The sequence below is a fragment of the Candidatus Poriferisodalis sp. genome (genome assembly GCF_965208485.1).
Lineage (GTDB): Bacteria > Actinomycetota > Acidimicrobiia > Acidimicrobiales > Poriferisodalaceae > Poriferisodalis.
Genome location: NZ_OZ242344.1, coordinates 4,048,336 through 4,070,423 on the forward strand (window position 1 = coordinate 4,048,336; position 22,088 = coordinate 4,070,423).

The 22,088-nt window shown below is 65.7% G+C and carries 23 protein-coding genes; 10 read left to right on the plus strand and 13 right to left on the minus strand.

What is annotated here, in order from left to right:
* The first annotated feature begins 31 nt into the window (after positions 1–31).
* Positions 32–1,282, plus strand: a complete 1,251-nt coding sequence (locus tag ACOGXQ_RS18545) for a mandelate racemase/muconate lactonizing enzyme family protein (RefSeq protein WP_419945085.1) — start codon at positions 32–34, stop codon at positions 1,280–1,282.
* The gene (locus tag ACOGXQ_RS18550; RefSeq protein WP_419945086.1) at positions 1,275–2,834 is read left to right on the plus strand and encodes an MFS transporter; all 1,560 of its coding nucleotides are present in this window, start codon (positions 1,275–1,277) and stop codon (positions 2,832–2,834) included. The genes ACOGXQ_RS18545 and ACOGXQ_RS18550 overlap by 8 nt, the downstream gene beginning before the upstream one ends.
* Positions 2,835–2,872: 38 nt before the next feature.
* On the opposite strand, the gene ACOGXQ_RS18555 is transcribed toward ACOGXQ_RS18550, so the two are convergent.
* Complete coding sequence (locus ACOGXQ_RS18555; RefSeq protein WP_419945087.1) at positions 2,873–3,295, minus strand: DUF3237 domain-containing protein; 423 nt, start codon at positions 3,293–3,295, stop codon at positions 2,873–2,875.
* A 102-nt stretch (positions 3,296–3,397) separates the two neighbouring features.
* Positions 3,398–3,562, minus strand: coding sequence for an SCP2 sterol-binding domain-containing protein (locus ACOGXQ_RS18560; protein ID WP_419945088.1), 165 nt, complete (start codon positions 3,560–3,562; stop codon positions 3,398–3,400).
* Between the two features lie 525 nt (positions 3,563–4,087).
* Here ACOGXQ_RS18560 and ACOGXQ_RS18565 point away from each other — a divergent pair.
* The 4 genes from ACOGXQ_RS18565 (at position 4,088) to ACOGXQ_RS18580 (ending at position 6,139) form a co-directional block, all read left to right on the plus strand.
* Positions 4,088–4,447 (plus strand): hypothetical protein, encoded by a 360-nt coding sequence (locus ACOGXQ_RS18565; protein ID WP_419945089.1) that lies wholly within the window; start codon positions 4,088–4,090, stop codon positions 4,445–4,447.
* A gap of 41 nt (positions 4,448–4,488) precedes the next feature.
* Positions 4,489–4,803, plus strand: coding sequence for a hypothetical protein (locus tag ACOGXQ_RS18570; protein ID WP_419945090.1), 315 nt, complete (start codon positions 4,489–4,491; stop codon positions 4,801–4,803).
* Complete coding sequence (locus ACOGXQ_RS18575) at positions 4,800–5,054, plus strand: hypothetical protein (RefSeq protein ID WP_419945091.1); 255 nt, start codon at positions 4,800–4,802, stop codon at positions 5,052–5,054. Before ACOGXQ_RS18570 ends, ACOGXQ_RS18575 begins: the two co-directional genes overlap by 4 nt.
* Before the next feature lie 167 nt (positions 5,055–5,221).
* Positions 5,222–6,139 (plus strand): DNA cytosine methyltransferase, encoded by a 918-nt coding sequence (locus tag ACOGXQ_RS18580; protein WP_419945092.1) that lies wholly within the window; start codon positions 5,222–5,224, stop codon positions 6,137–6,139.
* 320 nt (positions 6,140–6,459) lie between these two features.
* Here ACOGXQ_RS18580 and ACOGXQ_RS18585 read toward each other — a convergent pair whose 3' ends face one another.
* Positions 6,460–7,791 (minus strand): IS1380 family transposase, encoded by a 1,332-nt coding sequence (locus ACOGXQ_RS18585; protein WP_419943892.1) that lies wholly within the window; start codon positions 7,789–7,791, stop codon positions 6,460–6,462.
* Positions 7,792–7,841: 50 nt separating this feature from the next.
* Here ACOGXQ_RS18585 and ACOGXQ_RS18590 point away from each other — a divergent pair, with 50 nt between their 5' ends.
* Positions 7,842–8,048: a NaeI family type II restriction endonuclease gene (locus ACOGXQ_RS18590; RefSeq protein ID WP_419945093.1), complete on the plus strand. Its 207-nt coding sequence runs from the start codon at positions 7,842–7,844 to the stop codon at positions 8,046–8,048.
* Here ACOGXQ_RS18590 and ACOGXQ_RS18595 read toward each other — a convergent pair.
* A complete protein-coding gene (locus tag ACOGXQ_RS18595) occupies positions 8,040–9,233 on the minus strand; it encodes an ISL3 family transposase (protein WP_419943792.1) in 1,194 nt (397 codons plus the stop codon). The genes ACOGXQ_RS18590 and ACOGXQ_RS18595 overlap by 9 nt on opposite strands.
* 436 nt (positions 9,234–9,669) lie before the next feature.
* Positions 9,670–10,602, minus strand: a complete 933-nt coding sequence (locus ACOGXQ_RS18600; RefSeq protein WP_419945094.1) for a hypothetical protein — start codon at positions 10,600–10,602, stop codon at positions 9,670–9,672.
* Positions 10,603–11,205: 603 nt separating this feature from the next.
* Here ACOGXQ_RS18600 and ACOGXQ_RS18605 point away from each other — a divergent pair.
* Positions 11,206–12,288, plus strand: a complete 1,083-nt coding sequence (locus tag ACOGXQ_RS18605; protein ID WP_419945095.1) for a DNA sulfur modification protein DndB — start codon at positions 11,206–11,208, stop codon at positions 12,286–12,288.
* Positions 12,289–12,470: 182 nt separating this feature from the next.
* On the opposite strand, the gene ACOGXQ_RS18610 is transcribed toward ACOGXQ_RS18605, so the two are convergent.
* The gene (locus tag ACOGXQ_RS18610) at positions 12,471–12,644 is read right to left on the minus strand and encodes a hypothetical protein (protein ID WP_419945096.1); all 174 of its coding nucleotides are present in this window, start codon (positions 12,642–12,644) and stop codon (positions 12,471–12,473) included.
* 196 nt (positions 12,645–12,840) lie between these two features.
* Here ACOGXQ_RS18610 and ACOGXQ_RS18615 point away from each other — a divergent pair, with 196 nt between their 5' ends.
* The gene (locus ACOGXQ_RS18615) at positions 12,841–13,305 is read left to right on the plus strand and encodes a hypothetical protein (RefSeq protein WP_419945097.1); all 465 of its coding nucleotides are present in this window, start codon (positions 12,841–12,843) and stop codon (positions 13,303–13,305) included.
* A 564-nt stretch (positions 13,306–13,869) separates the two neighbouring features.
* On the opposite strand, the gene ACOGXQ_RS18620 is transcribed toward ACOGXQ_RS18615, so the two are convergent.
* Together ACOGXQ_RS18620 and ACOGXQ_RS18625 are read right to left on the minus strand one after the other, a co-directional pair.
* Entirely contained in the window at positions 13,870–14,238 is a 369-nt protein-coding gene (locus ACOGXQ_RS18620; protein ID WP_419945098.1) for a hypothetical protein, read from the minus strand.
* 66 nt (positions 14,239–14,304) lie between these two features.
* Positions 14,305–15,498, minus strand: a complete 1,194-nt coding sequence (locus tag ACOGXQ_RS18625) for an ISL3 family transposase (RefSeq protein WP_419943792.1) — start codon at positions 15,496–15,498, stop codon at positions 14,305–14,307.
* Positions 15,499–15,626: 128 nt separating this feature from the next.
* Between ACOGXQ_RS18625 and ACOGXQ_RS18630 the strand changes: the two genes are divergently transcribed.
* Positions 15,627–16,346: a NaeI family type II restriction endonuclease gene (locus tag ACOGXQ_RS18630; protein ID WP_419945099.1), complete on the plus strand. Its 720-nt coding sequence runs from the start codon at positions 15,627–15,629 to the stop codon at positions 16,344–16,346.
* Between the two features lie 163 nt (positions 16,347–16,509).
* Here ACOGXQ_RS18630 and ACOGXQ_RS18635 read toward each other — a convergent pair whose 3' ends face one another.
* The 5 genes from ACOGXQ_RS18635 to ACOGXQ_RS18655 all read right to left on the minus strand — a co-directional run bounded on the left by ACOGXQ_RS18635 (position 16,510) and on the right by ACOGXQ_RS18655 (position 22,087).
* On the minus strand, positions 16,510–16,680 hold the full coding sequence (locus ACOGXQ_RS18635) for a type II toxin-antitoxin system HicB family antitoxin (protein WP_419947428.1): 171 nt from the start codon (positions 16,678–16,680) through the stop codon (positions 16,510–16,512).
* 67 nt (positions 16,681–16,747) lie between these two features.
* Positions 16,748–17,956 carry an ATP-binding protein gene (locus ACOGXQ_RS18640; RefSeq protein ID WP_419945100.1) on the minus strand — a complete coding sequence of 403 codons (1,209 nt, stop codon included), beginning with the start codon at positions 17,954–17,956 and terminating at the stop codon, positions 16,748–16,750.
* A gap of 151 nt (positions 17,957–18,107) precedes the next feature.
* Positions 18,108–18,500: a very short patch repair endonuclease gene (locus tag ACOGXQ_RS18645; protein ID WP_419947429.1), complete on the minus strand. Its 393-nt coding sequence runs from the start codon at positions 18,498–18,500 to the stop codon at positions 18,108–18,110.
* Positions 18,501–19,140: 640 nt separating this feature from the next.
* Positions 19,141–20,277, minus strand: a complete 1,137-nt coding sequence (locus ACOGXQ_RS18650; protein WP_419945101.1) for an AAA family ATPase — start codon at positions 20,275–20,277, stop codon at positions 19,141–19,143.
* Positions 20,278–20,488: 211 nt separating this feature from the next.
* Positions 20,489–22,087, minus strand: coding sequence for a sensor histidine kinase (locus tag ACOGXQ_RS18655; protein ID WP_419945102.1), 1,599 nt, complete (start codon positions 22,085–22,087; stop codon positions 20,489–20,491).
* Between the last annotated feature and the right edge of the window lies 1 nt (position 22,088).

The following is a 22,088-nucleotide window of genomic DNA, read 5'->3' on the forward strand; positions in this document are numbered from 1 at the left end:
GTCTCGCACGCCTGATCCCCGAAGGGCAGCAATGAGTGACATGACTGGGCACACCGGATCGCCGCACCGCGGAACACTGGTCGAGCGCATCGAGACGCTGTCGTGCGATGCCGCGTGGCGGAACTACCACTTCCTGAAGCTCACGACCGCCGACGGCGTGGTCGGCTGGGCCGAGTACGACGAGGGGTTCTCCTCGCCTGGCCTCACCACGTCCATCGAGGCGCTGGCGCCGCTCGTAGTCGGCCGTTCGGTGTTCGATCACGAACCCACCTACCAGTACCTGTTCGCCCGCACCCGCCAGGCCGCCAGCGGCATCATCGGCGAGGCCATCGGCGCCATCGAGAATGCGCTGCTCGACGCCAAGGCCCGCACGCTGGGGGTGCCCTGCTACGACCTGCTCGGCGGCAGGGTGCGTGACCGCATCCGGGTGTACTGGTCGCACTGCGGGACCTGGCGCATCAACCTGGGCCACATCTACGGCAATCGCGTCACCGATCTCGACGGCGTCCGTGCGCTCGGGGCGGAGGTTGCCGAGAGGGGCTTCACCGCCCTCAAGACGAACATCTTCCGCCAGACACCCGAAGGCCTGCGGGGCTGGTTTCCCGGATTCGGCACGCCTGCCGAGCCCGAGCTGAACGTGTCGCGCCGTCTCATCGACGAGATCCTGGCTGTCCTGGGGGCATTCCGGGATGGCGCCGGCGACGACATGGATCTGCTGCTGGACCTGAACTTCAACGCCCGCACCGAGGGCTACGTCCGCATCGTGCGCGAGCTGGCCGACTTCGGGATGTTCTGGATCGAGATCGACTCCGACCATCCCGACGCCATGGCCCACATCCGTTCGAAGGCCGGCTGCACCATCAGCGGGGGAGAGAGCCTGTTCGGAGTGCGCGAGCTCTACCCGTACCTGCAGGCCGGCTCGTTCGACGTGCCGATCATCGACGGGATCTGGAACGGCTTCTGGCAGTCCTCCAAGATGGCCGCGATGGCCGACGGCATGGGCCACAGCGTGGCGCCGCACAACTTCTACGGCCACCTGGCCACGATGATGAACGCGCACTGGGCGGCAGCGACCCCCAACATCATCATCATGGAGACCGACATCGACCGCATCGGTTGGGACGACGAGATCGTCACGGTCGCTCCGGACTACGTCGACGGCCACCTGGTGCTCGGCGATGCACCCGGGTGGGGGACCGAGCCCATCGAAGAAGCCCTCGCGGCACATCCGACACGGCTCGACGGCCTCCGAGACCGGCGCCCACCGGCGGGCGATGACTGAGGGTCCCGCCTCCGCGTCCCGCTCCGTACCGCGGGTCGTCCACTTCCGGCTCGCTGGCGGTGCATCGCGCCCGGTGCCGGCTGCGGTCAGTGCCGCGCCGGTTCGCATCGGCCGCGCCACGCCGCCGCAGCCCCCGCAGCCCGCGCCGCCGGCGGTCGAGCGGCGGGCCTCCGGCGATGCCGAGCCTCCCCGCCGCCGGGCAGGCCTCGCGCTGGCGACAGGGTCGCTGGCATTCGTGCTCGGCACCGTCAACGTCACGGTCACCAACGTGGCGTTCCCCGACATCGTCCGGTCATTTCCGGGCGTGTCCGATGCCATCACCGGCTGGATCGTCAGCGGCTACGCGCTGGCATTCGCCTCGACGATCATCGTCGGCGGTCGCCTGGCTGACCGCTACGGCCGTCTGCTGGTCTTCCGTGTCGGGGTGCTGGGGCTTGTGGTCTCGTCGATCATTGCGGGGCTGGCGCCGGGCGTCGGCGTCCTGCTCGCTGCCCGCGCCATCCAAGGCCTGTGCGGCGCACTGACGGTTCCCTCATCGCTGGCCCTCGTGCTGCCGCAATTCCCCGCAGGACGCCAAGCCAGCGTCATCGGCATCTGGGCAGCCGCGGGCATGGTCGCCTCCGGCATCGCTCCGGGACTGGCCGCCGTCATCTTGGAGGTCTCGAGCTGGCGGGGCGTGTACCTGGCGATCGTCCCCATAGCGGCCCTTGCATTCTTGGGATCACTGAGATTCCTGTACGAGACGGCCAAGCGGGACCTCAGTACGCCCCTGGACCTGCTCGGCGTCATCATGGGCACAGCGGCGGTGTTCCTGATCGTGCTCGGAACGCTGCAGGGCCGCCATTGGGGCTGGTCGTCCACGTGGACCTTGGCGTGCTTCGGCGGGGGTGCCATTTTGCTGCCGCTCTTGCTGCTGCGATCGGCCCGGCACCCAGAGCCGCTGTTCGATCCGCGCCTGTTCCGGATTCGCAGCTTTGCCGTGGCGAACCTCGCCGTCGCGCTCTCGATGATTGGCGCCTTTACGAGCTGGTTCCTGTGGCCGCTCTTTCTCACGAGCGTCTGGGGCTACAGCCTGCTGGGGGTCGGTCTGGCATTCACGCCGGCGCCCGTCGTCTCGGGCGCGGTGGCGATCTTGAGTGGCCGCTGGGCCGACAAGCACGGATTCCGGGGACTGATGACCCTGGCATCGATCTTCGCCACTGCCGGGATGCTGTGGCTGCTGTTCTTCCTCGATGAGAACGTGCGCTACTGGTTCGCGATGTTCCCCTCGACGATGCTGTTCGGGCTCGGCCTCGGCGTGCTCGCCAGCCAGCTCAACTCCGCCGCGCTCGCCGACATCCCGACCGCCTCGATCGCGACAGCCAATGGCGTCCACCAGTCATTGCGCTACGGGCTGGCCGCCGTCGGCGTGGCCGTCGCGATAGCGGTGCTCGGCGGCACCCACCAGGTGCATCTCTACAACTGGATGTGGCTGCTGCTGGGCCTGCTGCAGGCGCTGTGCATCCCGCTGATGTGGTTCGGCTACCCGCGCGGCCCCTCGAGCGCTAGATGACGCGACTCGGAACGGGCGCGGGCGGGCGCGCCAACGGGCTACAGCAGTTCGTAGACCTCGTAGGCAAGCTTGCCGCCGTCGATCGAGCCGATGCCGATGGCCTGGATCTTGTTGAGCCAGTTGTACGGGCCCTCCATGGATGTCTGGAAGGTGGGCGCGGAGCGCGGCGTGCCGTCAGGGTAGATCTTCCCCTGGTACTCCATCAAGATGTCGACCTCGTCGTCGGTGCGGATCGAGATGCGCACGTCGAGGTGCATCGTGCCGTCGGCCGATCGGTACAGCCAGTCGCCCGACGGGCCCAGGATGGTGCCGTTGATGCGCTCGCCGGTGACGGTGCCGCTGTCGACCGAGGCGACCATCCGGGTGCCTGCGGGCCCGCCGCGGATCCGAGTGGCATTCGACAGGTCGGCATCGATGTCCATTCTGAACAGGTGCCGCACTGGCAGGGATGTCTCTGACATCTGGGTGCTCCTTGCTTATCGAGACGGGGCTTATCGAGACGGGGCTTATCGAGACGGGGCTTATCGAGACGGGGCTTATCGAGATCAGGCCTTGGCGAGGGACTACATCGTGAAGCGCAGGTTGCGGGCGGCGTGCGCGCCGAGCTCGGCATCACCCGACCACGTCACCTGTCCCGCAGCGATCGGGCCCTCAGGGTTGATGCGCCCGCAGGTGAGGTCCATGAACGCCATCGAATCGCAGTGCAGCGTCACATCTGAGCTGTCCACTTGATCAACCTCACGGGCGCTCCTATCACAAGGGTTAGCTCGCTGGTGGCTTCGGTCGACAATATCTGCGCGTCATGACCCTGATCAGCCGGTAGGCGTCAATCTCGCAGCCGGCCAAGTGGCTTCGGTCAACAGTATCTGCGCGTCATGACCGGCTCGCGGTAACCGTCGATGAACCCATTGCATAGCAGTCTGCACTACAGCCGTCCCGGTGCGACGACTGGCGGGTTGTTGCTCTTCCGCGCGGTTCCTACGGAGGAAACCTTCTAGATCTAAGGGATGTTCAGCGCACGCCGCCCGCCTCTAGTGGTGTGTCGCTGAAATGGCTGGGGCTGAAGCAAGCCCATTCTTGCAGGTCAGCGAGATGCATGATGCCCGGAGGAAAACTGCGACACACCACTAGCCTTGATTGTGCGTGAGTCTGGTGGGCTGGGCTGTGGTGGTTCGCGGAAGAGTTCTGTTGGTCTGCGATGATGGGTGTTGTTGTTGTTGTTTGTGTCGGGCGGTTCAGGGGGCGTCTTCGAGGTGGGATTTAGCAGTGTGGCGAATGCGCGTCTGGCTGGTGGCGGGGATCGGGTGGTGTGGGGTGCGGGGTTGTTCGCTTTGGGCGGTTTCGCGGGCTGGGTGGGGCTGACCGGGGCGTTGTCGGCGGCGGTGCTTGGGCGGGGCGAGTGGGCGCCGGTTCATGGCCGGGGCGTGTTGTTGGTTCATCTGTTGTCGGTGCTGGCTGGCGGCGGGGGCGTGCGCAGATATCGAGCATCTGCGTTCTCAGCGGGAGCTATTCGGGGCGGTGGGGTCGCGCTCGACGCTGTATCGGGTGCTGCGCGGCGTCGGCGGCTCGGCGCTGGGCGCGTTGTGGGGGGCCGCGGCGGCCTCGCGCGCTGAGGCGTGGTCCCAGCGTCGTCGCCGGGGACTGTTGGCGGTCGATGTCGGCTCGGCGCTGGCGGGAGGTCCGCTCGGAGGACAAGCAGGGCGCCGCGCCTCGTTGCAAGGGCGGCTACGGGTTTCATCCGATGATGTGCTTGGCCGGCGGCGGCGAGCCGCTGTGGGTCAAGCTGCGCTCGGGCGACGTCGCCGATCGCGTAGAGGTGCTCGACGCTGCGATATCGGTGCTGCCCGACGAGGACGCCGCAGGCCGCCGCGCGGGCGACGCCGCGGCGCTGGGGGGACGCGAGATGGTGCTGCGGGCGCCGGCGGCTGCTCGGCGCGTGTCGCTGAGGCATGCGGGGACCGCAGCGTGACGTTTTTCGTGTCCGCTCGGGCCACCGCAGGCACCGACGCCGCTATCGCGGCTGCCCGCTGCGATCCCCGACGCTGGATCGCTGCTGTGGCGAACCCCAACCAGCGGCACCCCAAAGCCCATGTCGCGGAGCTGACCGATCTGGTGGACCTGTCAGGCCGGCCACAACGGACACCGCTGATGTTCCGACGCGAGCCGCTGCACCCGGACGCGCAGCGCAGCCTGTTCGAGTCGGAGAACTTCCGCTGCTGAGGATTCCTCACCGACGCCGCCGGCCCAGCTCGACAAGCTCACGCGAAAACACGCCGACGTCGAAGACGCCGTCGCGCGTCTCAAGGACTCCGGGCCGGTGTGTTGCGTCTGACTTCGCCGTCGAGCACGATGCGGCGGCGGCGCGCACCTACAAGACGAACTTCGGCGTGACCGTGTTCGATGGCGACATCGAGGCTTTTGACTCGGCCGCGTACCCGAGGGCCGATGTGATCTTGGCTGGACCGCCGTGTCAAGGGTTCTCGCCGCTCGGCCGGGATCGCGACGAGGAATCGCGCGCTGAGCTGAATGGGCTCTGGGAGCACTGCCTAGAGGCGATCGCTGTCGTGCGACCGCTGGCCTTCGTCATCGAGAACGTGCCTCAGTTCCAGAAATCGGCGGAGTTCGAAGAACTGCTGCGCCGCCTTGGGTCGGACTCGTTCCTGCGGCTCTATGGACTCGGATACGGGGTGCTCAATGCAGCGGACTATGGCGTGCCCCAGACGCGCCGCCGAGGCATCCTCGTGGGCATCCTCGGTCAAGGCGTCGAATGGCCGCCACCTGCCACCCACGGTGTCGTCGAGCATGGCCAGCTGCCGTTCCGGACGGTGGGCGATGCCATCGGCGACCTGCCCGAAACGCCGACGACGGGTCAGCCTGTGATGCGCGGAGACCTGCAAGACCTCCATATCAAGCGCAACCCGCGCCCAACTTCGTTGGAGCGCTATCAGGCCATTCCCGAAGGTGGCAACCGGTTTGACCTACAGCGCGAACGGCCGGACCTGACGCCACCTTGCTGGGCCAACAAGCCGACGGGAACCACGGATGTCATGGGCCGTCTGTGGTGGGATCGGCCAGCTCAGACGATTCGAACCGAGTTCTACAAGCCCGAGAAGGGGCGCTATCTCCACCCGAAGGCTGATCGTCCGATCACTCACCGCGAAGCGGCGCGGCTGCAGAGCTTCCCGGACACCTTCATCTTCGAAGGCACCAAGATCGAAATCGCTCGCCAGATTGGGAACGCAGTCCCGCCGCTGATGGCACGCGCCATAGCACTGCACATCGCTGAGGCGCTGCAACCGGGTTGACGGCGCAGGCCTCACATCGCTAGACCCGCGACGTGGAGCAGGTCCCGGAAGCAGAGCCCGACCCCGATTCTGATTTGACAGAGGTGGCTGTTGCGCTGCGGGGCCTAGATCCGGGTGGCCAACGCACAGCTCGGGTGCTTAGCCCCGATCCACCGGTGGGGTGTGCGGTGTCGGGTTGGGCGGGATGTCGGTGGCGCGGTTTGTCGTGGGGGCGGGGTGAGGGCTGGGCGGACGCGTGGTTGGTCGGCGTCGGCTCGGGGGTTGGTTTGTGTGCTGCGCCTGGGGTGTGCTGCGCGGCGCTGCGTGGCGCTGGGGTTTGCTCAGCAGCGCTGGGGCAGGTTGCGGATGTGTCGCAGCGCGGCGGTGAACTGGGCTGCCCAGGGCCATTTGGCGGGCAGCCGCAGGGTGGGTCGGCCGCTGCGGTTGACGAGCCGGGCGGGGATGTTGAGCAGGCGTCGGGCGATGGTGGCTGCGACGGTGAGCTTGCGGGGTTCGTGGACCCGGCCGATGCGCGCGGTCCAGCGTGCGATGTTGTGGGCGAGGACGGCGAAGGCGAGCCAGGCGGCGTTGGCCGCGAACCGTCCTGAGGGGCTGTGGGCGAGGCCGCCGGCTTTGAGGTCCTTGATTGCTTGTTCGACGCGGGCGTGGGCGCGGTAGGCGGTGTCGGCTGCTTTGGTGTCGAGCTCGTCGTCGTCGATGTCGGTGACGAACGCGTGGTGGCGCCAGTTCGGCCACAGCTCGGCTTGGTCGCCGACGAGGCGGGTGCGGCGCACCACGAGGCGGACCGTGCGCTTGGGCTTGCCCGCAGCGCGTCGGCCGCTGGTCAGCGTGGCCTGGGCGACCTGGGCTTCGCCGTCGTCGGTGTAGCCGATCGGTGTCCAGTCGTCGTCGCCGATGGCGGCGATCGCCTTGTCGACAGCAGGGTTGCGGGCGATCGCGATCAGGAACCTCGTGCCGTGCGCGTCGAGCTTGTCGATCAGGTCCCACGAGAAGAACCCCGCGTCAGCTCGAAGCGTGAGCGCCGCGCCCGGCGCCAGGCGGCGCACCCGCGCCAAGGTCTCCGCGGCGAAATCGACGTGTCCCCGCTGCGAGGAGCCCTTGCGCATCCGGGAGTGCACGATCTCACCGGTGTCGTCGCGGGCCGCCACCAGCGGGTGATAGCCGAGCCGCCCGCCGTGGCCGTACGCGGCGCCGTGCTTCGCGTCGCTGTGCACCTCGCACAGCGTGGAGTCGATGTCGACCGTGATCGCTTCCGCGGCCGGGGCGGCCCCAGCAGCCCACGCACGGCCCAACGCGAGCTCCTGGGCGCGGTCGAGCTGGCGCACATGACCCCACGAGAACGACCTCGCGAACGTCCCCAGCGTGGACGGCGCCACCGGCGCGAACCCCAGCACCGACCCAGCCGAGCCGGCCCGCAGCCGATCCGCGTCAGAGAAGAACGACCCGCCCACCAGCATCGAGCACACCGCCGTGAGCACCTTCGCTCCCGACCCGCGGCCCGCCGCCGGCGGACGCACAGTCTCGTCGATCAAGCCCTCCAAGCCCAGCCGGCCCGCCAAGGTGCCCACCGCCAGCAGACCCGCGTCCCCCACCAAAGAGCCCTCGTCGAACACTGCCTCGACCCGGTCCAACAACCGCGTATCATCGCTCACAGAAAGTGCCTCCCGTCATGGCATCACGCCGCGTTCTCACAACCGGCAAAATGCCACGTCAGGAGGCCTTTCTGGTGGACGCAAACCCCCACCAGCCCAACCGAACCGGTGGATCGGGGCTTAGGCAGACGCTCGATCAGCTCTACGACGGTGTGCGCACCGGACGGTACCGCTGGGACCAGCTGTACAAGACCGAAAAGACGAGCCTTCGTCCTTTTGTGGGATTCGGGCTGCTGGGTTCGGCGGGGTCAGGTTAGTAGCAGGCCGCGGGCTTCGAAGTTCGTGTAGTTGGTGAAGCCGTGGGCTTTGCGGCGCAGGATCTGCAGCAGGTTGTTGGTTCCTTCGATGGGTCCGTTGCTGGGCCGGCCGGCTTGGTGCCAGTCGAGGATCTGGGGGTGCCACGCCAAGAAGGTGTCGACTGTGTCGCTGAACTCGGGGATCAGCCCGGTGCCGTAGATGTCCGCGAACCGGTCGAGCGCTTCGAGGGCGCCCTTTCGGTCCTTGGCGAGATAGAGGCCGTGCAGCTCGCCGAGCGCGTCCCACGCGGCTTTGAGCCGCGGGTGGGCGGCGAACAGCTCCTCGAGCCGTTGGCGTTCGGCGGCGTCGAGCTTGTCGGGCCGTCTCATGAGCAAGAACCTGGCCCGGAACACGTCGCGGTCGAACACAGGCTTGGAGCCTTCGGGGCGGCGCTGCACGTCTCGGCGCACCGCGGTCAGCCCGGCGGCGAACCATCGGATCACATGGAACCGGTCCAGCACGTGGCGGGCGTGGCCGAGCCGCGCCTCGATGGCGGCCTTGTATGCCTTGGAACCGTCGGACACCACGACTTTGACGCCTTTGCACCATTTGTGGCCCTGAGCAGCCAGAAACCCCGACAGGGCTTGGCTGTTGCGATGCGGCACCATGGCGAGCACCTCGCCGGTGTCGCCGTTCACGAGCACCGTCACATAGCGGTGCCGCTTGCGGATCGAGGTCTCGTCCACCAACAGAACACGGCACCGTCGGCGGCGTCGATGACCGGCGACCAGCCCCGCATAGGCGACCACCAAAGCATTGACCAGCTTCCAGCCCACCTGATGGCGCTTGGCTGCCGCGTTGACCGTCATCGCGCGTGCGTCCTGGACCACCCGCCGCGCCAGACGCGCCGTGACGCTGCCCTCGAACGCCGGATGGTCCTCCATGAACCGCCGCCCGCACGGCTCGCACACCATCCGCCGCCGATCCCACACCAACGTGGTCGGCCGGCCCGACACCTCCAAGTCGCGGATCTCGCGGTCCCGGCGGTCATGGACCCTCCCGCTCGGCGTCCCACAACCCGGGCACTCGGGGCGACGCACCGCCGAGCGCACCCGCACCACCAGCTCCAAAGGCGCGTCGACCGCGACCTCCAGCACCTCAATACGCGGCAGCCACAGCCGCACCGACATAACATCACGCTTCATCGAGGCCCCCTGGGGTTCGGCGTCTCTCAAACACCGATCCCAGCAGGGCCTCGACCCCTACAAGCGGACCCTCAACCGCCCCTCATCCCACAAAAAGGCGAAGGACCAATTCGATTCTCTGGACAGTTGTCGCGGTTGCGGGATGGTTCTCGCTGAATCTGGTCGGAGCACTCGTCAACCGCAGCGACGAGAGGATCGGCAGGTTCATTCGGATCGAGCAGTCCGGTGACGTTCCCGCGCAGCCGGACCAACGCAGACTTCGCCTCCCGGGCGCGAAGGACACGAATACCAGCGGCAAACTGACCGTCTATCACCCCGACTGGCTCCGACCGGCTGCACACGCTGTCAACAACATGCGCGCTCAGGCACCGTATCTGGCTGCGATGATGGCGTTGGCATGGTGGATCGAGCGGATGCCGCTCTGATAGCCGAGCGATCAGTCCGCTGGTGACGGCAGAACGAAGCTGCTGAAATGCAGCAGTGCGATCGCTTTGAGGCTGTTCTCCTCCGTGCCGTAGTCAGTCACCTCGCCATGCAGGACTTGATGTCTGTTTAGGGCGACGAAGCCTGCTGCCCGCTTTCTTCGCGGTTGCCGGAGCTTCCATTCCGGGTTGGTCAGGGATTGCAGCAGTCGTGCGATGATGCCGCCCTTGACTTGTGGGTCCTGGGCTGCTGCGACGACCTTGCGTATGTCGCTTCCGAACAGATTGTGCCCGCAGCGTTCGTGCCAGATGCCGTCGATCTGGGGGAGGATCGCTGGTATCGACAGATTGAAGCGTCCTTCTCGATGTGCCGCGAACGCTTCGCGCAGGATCGACTCGCGATGTGGGGACTGCTGCACGATGTCAGTTTCGATCCGGTCGAGGTGGTCCCGGATCAGGCGGCACATCCGCTCGTTCGCGCCAGCCTTGTCGTGCTCGAACTGTTCGACAACAGCACGGATCTCTGCGTCGGTTGCCTCGAATGGCAGGTACCAGTCGTTGGCGATCAGCACAGCCAGATGCTCTGAGTCCACGAGGTCCGTCGGATCGACGCGATACCGCGTCACGACGCCAGCCCGGGCGAGCGCATTGAGCTTGCTCAGTATGTGCTCGACGTGCACGCCAGGACGTCCGAGCAGGTGAGCGTCGAGTCCGAGTGTCGAGTTCGACATGCGACCCAGGTCGCTTCGCCACGATCCGATCGCCGACAAGGAATGCGAGTGGTCCAAACGCCCGAGCGTGGATTCGACAGCGCTGAAAGTCTGCGCAGATTGGCGCGCGCCAACCCCTAGACCCACCAAGGCATCCCACCGAGTCATCGTCGCTGCGGCATCCACCAGCAAGCTGCCCGCGTCAAGCTGTCCGAAGTTGCGCGTAGCGGTCTCCATAAACCGATTATGGACACACTGAACCTGTGGACAAACTGAATTTCACACCGGTAGTTCGCAACTGCCGAAACCCCAGTAAACACAGCGGTTCTACGGCGTTCGGTGCTGTCGCGCCGCCCTCTGCGAAGAGCCGACCGCGCGACCAGACCAGTCAGCAACATCACACCGGACGTACTGTCGACCTGCCTCGGTGCATGGAACGCATCGTGCGACCGCTCTGCTTTCGCTAACCAGCAGCCCAAGCCGTTCCTGCGCCGGGCAGCTCCGGCGCGACTGTCGTGAATTCGTACGCTGAGCGTCTCGCCGCGGCGGTGTTGGGGAACCGTTCGCTCCGCTCCTAGCACTGCCCTTGTTCGCGTCTGGGCATGCGACTCCGTGACGGTGCGCTGCCAGAGGCGCTCGTGGCAGGGGCATGGTGTGTTCGCCGCGCGATCTGATCGGGTAGCGCTCTTTGCATGGGAGTGCGGGAACCCGCACCGTTGCTGAGAAATCGAGAATTGGCGCGTCTATCGAGTTGTGAGCTGTGTACATCGGAAATACAGTGTAAAATACATATACACAACTCCCTAGAGACATATTTTGTCTCAGAAAGGACACAGACAGATGCCTACCTCAATGCAAGCGACCTTTAGGGTGCCCGCCACGCGGGGCAAGATGGGCAAGACCGAGTACTTCACGACCTCGCTGCCGTTCGGGATCGTCGTCAAGGTGTTCACCTTCGACCCCGCCAACATGCCGCTGCTCGCAGCCGAGGACCGCACTCAGCGAGAGCTGAAGACGCGGCGTGTGCCCGAGATCGCCGACTACATCTTGAGTCACGAGGACTACATCTTCTCGGCAGTGACCGTTTCGGTCGGCGTCGAGAAGTTCGACTTCGAGCCGATCGGCGGCGACAGCGACATCGGCTGGCTCCACCTGCCTGCGGAAGCGGACTACATCGTCAACGATGGTCAGCATCGCATCGCTGGTATCGAGCGGGCGCTGCGCGACGACCCCACGCTCAAGAATGACTCCATCTCTGTAGTCGTGCTGCCCGACGGCGGCACTAAGCGCAGCCAGCAAATTTTCAGCGACCTGAACCGCACGGTCCACAAGACGTCCAAGTCGCTCGACATCCTCTATGACCACCGTTTGCCGATCAATCAGATCACGATGGACTGCGTGAAGGCGGTGCCGCTGTTTCGGGGTCGCACCGACAAGGAACGCGTGTCGCTGTCGGTGAGGAACCGCAACTTCGCCACGCTGTCGGGACTGCAGCGAGCCAACACGCAGCTTCTGGGCGACATCCCCGAGGACGCCGACGAAGCGACGGTCGCCGAAGCACGTGACTACGCAATCGAATTCTGGAAGCGCACTACGGAGTTCGTACAGCCCTGGTCGGAAATCGCTGAGGGGATCATGTCCGCGGTCGAAGCACGCCAGGACTACCTGTCCTCGTACACGCTGGTCCTGTGGGCACTCGGACGCGTCGGCGCTGTGTTGAGAGAGCGAGGCGCGAGCCTCGATGCCCTCAGCGCTCTCGCTGACGTGGACTGGCGCAAGGACAACCCCGAATGGGAAGGCATCTGCATCCTCGGCAACGACATCATCACCAGAACATCAACACGCGACGCCACCGGCGAATTGCTCAAGCACAAGCTCGGGCTTCGCCCTGATGCTCCGGACGCAGTCCTCCAACTGCCGTAGACCACGGCACTTCCCGTCCGCGGTGGCGAGAAACGAAATCTGTCAGGCGACCGGACTTGCCGCCGCGGACGGGACGGACACGGGACTCCGCACCCGTGCGCGAAAGAGAGAATGTCCTCGGCAACGCACTGTGAAAGGGTGACACTCTGCCGATGAGTGGAGTGTTCGCCGTCGGGCTGCCGCTACTGCGGCACATGGATGCGGCACCCGTTGCGGTCCAACCAGTCGGCGGCGACCTCAAGCAGCTTGCACTCGTACTGGCTCAGATGCCGGGTGCGTGCGTTGCCGTGATGCTCGACAAGCTCCAGCAAGGCTTCGGGCAGAGTTAGCCCGCGATAGGTCTCATAGGTCGCCACGCCGCGAAGCTACTGAGCACTCGTTCGGTTCGCCTCACCACTCCATGCGAACTGGGCGACGCTGCTCAATCGTGGTCGACCCCCTGCAAGCTGTTCCCGTGTCGGGCAGATCAAGCTCGGGTGCGCTAACTCGGACACCCCTGCGGTCGGGTTGGCAGTTGAGAGCGGCTGAGGATCTGCTCCATAGGATCTCGTCGTGGAAGCTGTCGGGCTGGCGACCGTCTTGCTGAACCTCCTGAAGTACTGGTTCTACTGGCGATGGCGGGTGCGCGTGACCTCCGAGGAGTCACCCAACCCGCCGACATGGGAATACGGCTACGCGCAGAACTCCGTCAAGGTCGAGGTCGCGGTCAGAGGAAGTCGCACGATCGAGATACGGGACGTCCGTCTCATGCTCGCTCGCAAGTGGGGATTTCCTCCGAAAGCCGAGCCTCCGGTGCCACCCAACCCGCAACTGCCTGCGCGGCTTCTTCCCGATACCGCTGAAACGTGGCATTTCCCAGCGGAGACGATCGCCGGAGTGCTCAAGGCATGGTCGCCTAGTTCCTCGCCCCGACGCACTACAGCAACGCTCCGTCCGCGGGTCACGACTGCCGCAGGGAGCGTGCATCGCGGGCGGCGCATTCGATTCTCGCTGGACATCAACGCCCATTCGCGGTAGCGCTTCGCCAGCGCGCTCAGGCGTGTGCGTCAACGATGAAGCGCCCGCAAATCCGCATAGGTGCTGAGGAGTTTGGAACTCGTGTCCACCCGCGGGTGCACCTTGAGGAACAGTCCCCGCAGGCTGCGCTGAACGTCGCGACGCTGTGACCAGCATGTTTAAGACTCTCTAGCTCGGACACGTCAGCGCCGGGCAGTTCCGTCACGTCGGTGGGTGCAAGCCTCTGACCTGCGGTTTCGCGAACCGCAGCTGAAGGCAGCTTTCCAACTTGGACGAAATCCCTTTCCAATTTGCGTGCAATTGCCTTCAGACGCCATGTCGCGCAACTGGCTGACCTGCGCATATGCAATTTCGCGCCAGCGCTCTCGGGCCGGGGGTGGCGCGAAACGTGGCGCGTTTCTCCGCTTCAGTGATCTGAGGCGGCTGTTTGCGTCGGATTCGGCACCGCGTGGAGGCTACCGATGCGGTGTGGGGGACGTGTCGCGCTGTGGCGTCACGGATTCAACCTCAGCGGGCACGCTGGCGCTGTAGGACTCGGGCTGGTCCGGGGAGGTACTTTCCTCGTCAGAGACCGGCTCTTAGTCTGGACTTGATGACGTAGTCGGGGAGTTCGTGCTCGCCGAACCACTCGCGGAGCTTGCTGGTCTTGTTCTCGATCATGTAGCAGGCGAGCGCTCTGATGCAGCAGGACTGCTGATAGCCGGTGAGTTCGAGTTGGAATCGTTCGCGGGTGACGGCGTTGGCGCGCCCCGCAATCAGCCGCCGTTCGAAATCGCTGTTGAGCGATTCGCTGTCTTGGCGGTATCCGTGCATGCGCGAGAAGTCAGGGTTGTTCTCAGTGATGGGCATGAGTGCGCGTGTACGGAGTTGGTTGTTCTTGATCTCGTTGAGTGTGTTGGCGAACTCCACTGGTGGTTGCGAGTGTTCGGTCATGATGGCCGGTCTTGCAATACGAGCCTTCGTCCTTTTGTGGGATTCGGGCTGCTGGGTTCGGCGGGGTCAGGTTAGTAGCAGGCCGCGGGCTTCGAAGTTCGTGTAGTTGGTGAAGCCGTGGGCTTTGCGGCGCAGGATCTGCAGCAGGTTGTTGGTTCCTTCGATGGGTCCGTTGCTGGGCCGGCCGGCTTGGTGCCAGTCGAGGATCTGGGGGTGCCACGCCAAGAAGGTGTCGACTGTGTCGCTGAACTCGGGGATCAGCCCGGTGCCGTAGATGTCCGCGAACCGGTCGAGCGCTTCGAGGGCGCCCTTTCGGTCCTTGGCGAGATAGAGGCCGTGCAGCTCGCCGAGCGCGTCCCACGCGGCTTTGAGCCGCGGGTGGGCGGCGAACAGCTCCTCGAGCCGTTGGCGTTCGGCGGCGTCGAGCTTGTCGGGCCGTCTCATGAGCAAGAACCTGGCCCGGAACACGTCGCGGTCGAACACAGGCTTGGAGCCTTCGGGGCGGCGCTGCACGTCTCGGCGCACCGCGGTCAGCCCGGCGGCGAACCATCGGATCACATGGAACCGGTCCAGCACGTGGCGGGCGTGGCCGAGCCGCGCCTCGATGGCGGCCTTGTATGCCTTGGAACCGTCGGACACCACGACTTTGACGCCTTTGCACCATTTGTGGCCCTGAGCAGCCAGAAACCCCGACAGGGCTTGGCTGTTGCGATGCGGCACCATGGCGAGCACCTCGCCGGTGTCGCCGTTCACGAGCACCGTCACATAGCGGTGCCGCTTGCGGATCGAGGTCTCGTCCACCAACAGAACACGGCACCGTCGGCGGCGTCGATGACCGGCGACCAGCCCCGCATAGGCGACCACCAAAGCATTGACCAGCTTCCAGCCCACCTGATGGCGCTTGGCTGCCGCGTTGACCGTCATCGCGCGTGCGTCCTGGACCACCCGCCGCGCCAGACGCGCCGTGACGCTGCCCTCGAACGCCGGATGGTCCTCCATGAACCGCCGCCCGCACGGCTCGCACACCATCCGCCGCCGATCCCACACCAACGTGGTCGGCCGGCCCGACACCTCCAAGTCGCGGATCTCGCGGTCCCGGCGGTCATGGACCCTCCCGCTCGGCGTCCCACAACCCGGGCACTCGGGGCGACGCACCGCCGAGCGCACCCGCACCACCAGCTCCAAAGGCGCGTCGACCGCGACCTCCAGCACCTCAATACGCGGCAGCCACAGCCGCACCGACATAACATCACGCTTCATCGAGGCCCCCTGGGGTTCGGCGTCTCTCAAACACCGATCCCAGCAGGGCCTCGACCCCTACAAGCGGACCCTCAACCGCCCCTCATCCCACAAAAAGGCGAAGGACCGAAAAGACACATTGCGGGACCTTGGTCGAGATCAACATGCAACGCGAATTCGATTTCGATGACGGCGAGACGCAGGACTTCAACATCGCGGGCTTCGACGTCGACTGCAAGTACTCTCAAGATGAAGGTCGGTGGATGATCCCGCCGGAGGCCCGCGGCGAGATATGTATGGTCCTCTGGGCGAGCGATGAGGCGTCACGCTGGAAAATGGGTTTGGTGCGCGCCAAGGACGAACTCCTGAGCGGCTCGAACCGCGACTCCAAGGCGACGCTAAACCGAGAGGGCCGGAAGGCCGTCTGCTGGATTTTCAGTTGTGGCGTACTTGCCAAGAACACGCTGCTGCACTTGGAGCGGGGTGTCACCGACGAGATCATGGCTGGTGGATCGGGTGCCGAGCGCGTCCGAAGACTGTGTCGGCTGGTGCAGCGCACGATCATCCGAAGGGAAATCGTTGCGACGGTGGCTCAACAGGTTGACTACATGAAGCGATTGCGTGGCAATGGTGGTGCTCGCAGCGATCTTCGGCCGGAAGGAATCATCATCCTGGGTCAGTACGAGCGCCATCAGCTGGTCGCAGAAGCCCTGGGTCTGTCCGTACCTGGCCTTGGAGACACCGTTACGAGCCGCGTTTACCCGGCCCTGCCCGGCGAAGGTCCTGCCGTCGTGATCGATGGTGCGTTTTGGCGCCTAGCACGAGATGACGACCCGATTGTTGCAGCGCCAGAACTGCCGTCTCAGTAGCGAATCGGCGCAACCACTCGGCGCTCATGGTGGAGACAAGCATGGCCCGCGTGTGACCAGCTAGCAGGATGCCGAAAAAGTCGATTTTCAGGCGGTGTCCAGTTGCAAACCCACAGGTCAGGGGCTTGCGCTTCCGGCCAGACCTGCATATTTCAGCAGCCTGCTAGCTGCGACAGGCACCGTCCTCGAAGATCATCGCGATGACTTCCTTGAGGTTGTGGTTGAGTTCTTCGAGCGTCTCGCCTTGGGAGTGCGCACCCGGGAATCCCGGGACGTAGCCGACGAAGAGGCCGGTGTCGGCGCAACGTTCGACAACAGCAGTGAAGTTCTGCATCGGCATCGCCTCGACTGTGCCCTTCAGGGCCGATTGTGGGCGTACTCGTGCACCGTATCGCCGTAAGTCAGGCCCAGAGGGCGCAGATGGGGATGGCGTCTATCTGGTCTGACAGGCGGTACTTGCGACGACCGACATGCAGCACGGCGCCCGCTGCGAACCGCGGTCCAAGTTCGTCGCGGAGCCATGTGAGATGGCGGGCATCGTCGGCATCTGGCGCAGTAGTTGCCTTGATCTCGACGGCCACGATGCCGCGAGCGCCAAAATCGGCGATCAGATCGACTTCACGGCGACCGTCCGCTGCCCGCAGGTGGCAGAGCTGTGGACTCCGGGTCATCAGCACCGTTTCGGCCCGGAGCTGGTTGATCGCGAAGGTCTCCAAGAGCCTCCCGAGCAGGTCACCGCTGGACATCACGGTCGCGATGTCGACGCCGACCGCTGCTGCCCACAAGCCCGCATCGGCTACGAGGCGCTTGCGTCCCTTGACGAGTCGCGCGAGCCGGTTGCTGTGCCACGGAGGCATCTCAGCGATGACGCCGAGGTCGCTCAGCAGCTGCGTGTAGGCGGTGCCGGTCCGGTGGTTGATCGCAGCAGCGCTATTGAGCGTGGCGTCCGTCGCCAGGCCGGCGCTGTTGAGCGCATACGCGCTGAAGAAGCGGCCGAGACGGGCGCTGTCGGGTGACGCGCCCAGTGTCGAGGGATCTCGGCTCAACATGTGGCTGAGATAGCCGTTGAGCCATGCGTCCCGGCGTGCGGGCTCGCCTTCGAGGATTGCTTCGGGGAAGCCGCCCCGCAGCGCCAATTCGACATAGCCACGCAGGTCAGGTGGGTCCGCTGGCAACCGGATGTCAACGCCGGCGCGCAGTAGATCGAGGAATTCGACGCCAATCGTGCCGAGCTGTTCGCGCACCGTCATTGGATGCATGGTCACTCCGAGCAAGCGACCTGTTCCGGGCCACAGGGCGGGGTCGCGGCCAGAACGGACCGAACCGCTGAGAATGAACCTTCCCGGCGAACGGTCGGTGTCGACGGCTCGTTTGACTGCACTGAGCACTTCGGGGACAAACTGCCACTCGTCGAGCAGGACTGGCGGTTCGAGATCTCGCAGGACGGCGTCGGGGTCAGCACGCACAGCCGCGGCCTCTTCGGCGTTGTCCAGTTGGATCACTGTCGCTGCGTGCCTGCGAGCTGTCGTCGTCTTGCCGGTAGCACGAGCACCGGTGACAAACAGTGCTGCAGGGGACTCGGCCAAGAACTCGATCCTGGCATCAGCCATTCGAGGGATGTATCCGGTCATGCCGGGAGGATACTAATTCTGCACGATCTTGAATACAATTTTTGCACACTATGGAGTACTACTTTTACACGCGAACTACTACATGTTTGGCGCGGAATAGTGAGTATCCGTGGTCGCAACAGACGGGGCGTCAGGGGTTCGCGAGGTCGCGGGCGCGGGCGCGGATGAGTTGTTCGATGTGGTCGGCGGCTTCGTCGGGTGGTTCGTGTTCCCAGATGCGTACAGGGGTCCAGCCGGCGGTCTCGAGGCGGGCGTCGGTGTCTGCGTCGCGGGCGCGGTTGCGGGCGATCTTGGTCTCCCAGTACTCGGCGTTGCGGCGGGGCTTCGTTCCGTGTTCGGGGCAGCCGTGCCAGAAGCAGCCGTCCACGAAGATTGCTACCCGCAGGCGGGGGAACACCAAGTCGGCTTCGCGGCGCACCTCAGGCAGCGGACGTCGGTGCACGAAGTAGCGCAGACCGCGCCGGTGCAGCGCTGAGCGGATGAGCCTTTCCGGTCCCGTGTCGCGGGACCGCTGCTTGGACATGCGTTCCGACGCTGGTCCGGGCAGCGCTTTCGGCTCCACCTGGTCGGTTCTACCAGCCGGAGGCGGGACGCTGGAAGTGCGCGGGCCGAAATGACAGCAAGACCAAGGATGACAGCAAGACCAAGGATGACAGCACCACCAACAAGGTGAACCGAGCGTGCTGTGCCGCAGCCCTGCTCCTACGCTGCCGACCGCCTATGGGGCAACAGTCCTGCAGCAGACCGGAAACTTGGACATGACTCGATCTCGACTCCATACGTCGTGGCGCCGCCGAGCCCACGGCTCCACCAACCACACGAACTTCGAAGCCCGCGGCATCCTCATCACCTAACCTGACCCCGCCGAGCCCAGCAGCCCCATCCCACAAAAACGCGAAGGCTCGACAAGTTCGAAGCTACGCAGGAGGACTTGGACGCTGGCGTGCGACCAGGCGGACTTGCCCGTGGGGGTGCGAAGTCCGGCCGCTTCGAGGACGATGCCAACCTTGCGCAGGCTCACGCCCTCAGCACGCAGCGCCGTCGCGAGTTCCTTGGCTTGTCGACACTGACGGCTCGGCCGAGGATGCCGTTGCTGCGCCCACACTGTGCCCGCGCCCGCGTCGGCTGCTGCCGGCTCCCCTGCAGTTCCTCGCCCAGATTCGCTATGGAGCGGGCTGCTGCAGCGACAGCTCCGCGGCCTTGCTGGTGACCCAGGCCTTCGCCGTGGGATAAGCGAACCGCACAATGTTCCTGTCAGAGGTCGCGATCATCCCTGCCCGTTCCAGCCGACGCCGGTAGACGTGGGCGTAGCTGGTGGACACTCCCATGCGCTGTGCGATGGCAGCGAGCGACGATCCGCCAGTGTCTGCCGTCATGGCGGCGAGGAAACGCCGATCAGTGTTGGAGAGATCGTTCCATGTCGGCGCAATGACCAGGCGGCCGATCCTCCTCTCGGCCCTGTCGATGCCGTCGGCGACCTCGGCGTCGCTGATCCCTGCGCTCGGGTCGTGAGCGGCTTTCCAGGTGTAGAAACCGACAAGCTGAACCATGAACGCGTAGCCGTTGGAGGCCTCGACAGCGCGGTCAAGTGCGCCCGCTTCGATCGCCGCCGATGATCGGTCCATCGGGACTTTGAGGGCATGGCGGGTGGCGGCGGCGTCGAGCAGCCCGATGTCGTAACGGGAGCAGCGCTGCAAGAACGTGGCCGCTCGGCCTTCGAGGAGGTCGTCCTCGATGTACGGCAGCGCTGCGCCCGCGAAGGCGACGGGTCGGCCTTCGCGTCTGGTCACATGCTGGAGAATCGCGCCGAACTCGCGCACTTCGCCGAGATCGGCTGCATGCAACTCGTCGATGGTGATGAGCACGCCGCTGCCGGCCTCCCCGAGTCGATCGCCGAGTTCGGTGAGGGCCGCGCGCAGGTCGGGTGGGTGCTCCGTCGTGGCACGAGGCTCGAACGAGACGCCGAAGCCCGCAGCCTGCACAGATCCGACGCGACGCCTCGACTCCCCGGCAAATCCCGCCAAGAGGGTGACAGCCCGGTTCGTCAGGCGCTCGATGAGTCCGTCAGGACTCGCTTGCTCAGTGATGACCAGCCAGCCCTGCTCGCGGACAATGTCCTCAGCGGCATTGAGCATCGCCGTCTTGCCCGCACCCCGGACGCCGATGAACAAGACCGTGAAGTCGGGGTGCATCGGTCCGGTCTCGTACGCCTCGTCGAGGTCTTCCAAGATCTCGTCTCGCCCTGCCAGTGCAGGCGGAGAGGTGCCGAACGTCGGCGAGAACGGGTTGTTCCTTGCCACCGTCTCAGCGTAGCCGAGTCCAAGCTGCGCCTTTTGTCACTTTTGCAAATTTTGCAATTTTTGTGAATGTTGCCGTCCGCAGCGATGGCAGCGTCACATGCTGCCGGGTTGTGGCTGGGCGCCAACCCGCTGCAGATACTGGAGCAGGCGTTCGCTCCTGACTGAGCGTCCATCCACTGATTCGCTGGTCCGGCAGATGGCCCCAGATCGGTCAGGTCGTGGTGCGCAGCGGGGTCTGCACGATGGCTTCCGAGCCCGGCGGCGGTGTCCGCCGTCGCACCTCGAAGGTGCCGCCGAGGTCGGCGCCGCACAGCGCCCGCACGATCGAGGTGCCCAGCCCGCCTGAACGCTGGGTGTCGTAGCCGTCTGGGATCCCGACCCCGTCATCTCGCACGACCATCGACAGCACATCCGCGGAAGGCCGCGTGATCTCGACGTCGACACGACCTATGGGACTCTCATCGAGGCTCGGAGCAGCGGCGAGCGCTTCGTTCTCGATGTCCCACAACTGGGGGAAGGCGTGATCGACAGCGTTCTGCAGCAGCTCATTGAGCACCACCGCCAGCGCCGTCGCCGTCTGGGATCGCAGCATGCCTGCCTCGCAGGCAACCGTGAACTCGATCGGCCGCTCCGGAAACGTGATGCTCTGGCGCATCGTCTCGGTCAACGTCTCGGCAACGTCGCAGAAATCCACGTCGTCGGTGGTTTCGCTCGAGAGCGTCTGGTGGACGAGAGCGATGGCGCGGATGCGCCGGACTGCCTCCTCGAGCGCCCGGTTGGCCTCGCGTGACTCCAATCGACGCGCCTGGATGCGCAACAGCGAGGAGACCGTCTGCAGGTTGTTGGTCACCCGATGGTGGATCTCGCGGATGGTGGCGTCCTTGGAGATGAGCAGCCGGTCACGGCGGCGCAGCTCGGTGACGTCGCGCAGCAGCACCAGCGCATTGCGCACCGGGGTGTCTGTCAACGGCAGCGCTTGCAGCTGCACCGTGACGGAGCGGTGCTCAACCTCGCCCACGGCCAAGGTGCCGCTGCTCATCGCGCGTCCCACCACGTCGGGGCCCAGATCGAGGTCCCGTACGCGCCGCCCCTGAACGTTGCCGCCGACACCGATGCGGTGCAGCGCGCTCACGGCATTCGGCGAGGCAAAGCCGATTCGTGTCGTCTCGTCCGCGAGGAGCAGTCCGTCGCCCACGCGCGGCGCCCCCTCGCCCGCGATGTCGATCCCGCGGTAGGGGAACGACCCGTCAGCGATCATGCGGGCGAGCCGCCCGAACGTGGCGATGTAGGTTCGCTCCAGCTCGCCCGGGTCGCGGATGTCGGTGAAGCGCGGGGTGACTTCGCTGCTCATCACGGCGATCGTCTCGCCGTCAAAGGTGACCGGCACTGCGGTGATGCGCGCCCGGCGGTCCCCCGGCACCCGCAGGCCCTCGCCCGTCACGATCTCGCCGCGGGCGAACGCTTCGGACACCAAAGGCCGCTCGCCGGCCGTCACGCACAGCCCTACGTGGTCGTCGCGGTACAGCGTGCGCCCGGTGGTGGGCCGAATCTGGCCGATGACAGTGATCTGTGCGCTGGAGCCAAGTTGGCGCGTCGGTCGGTCTTCACTGCCGCCGCCGTGTGGAGCAGTCCCCACCAAGTCCTCGGGCAGCTCGTCAAGCGAGTTCACCTGCCCAGGCACGAACAGCAGCAGGTCCGAGAACGACAGGTCTGCAAGCAGCGACCACCACGCCATGAGCCGGCGCAGCTGCTCGCGCGGGCTGTCGAGCGCGTGCGGTGCGGGCTGGGGCCGATCAGCGGGCGCCCGCATC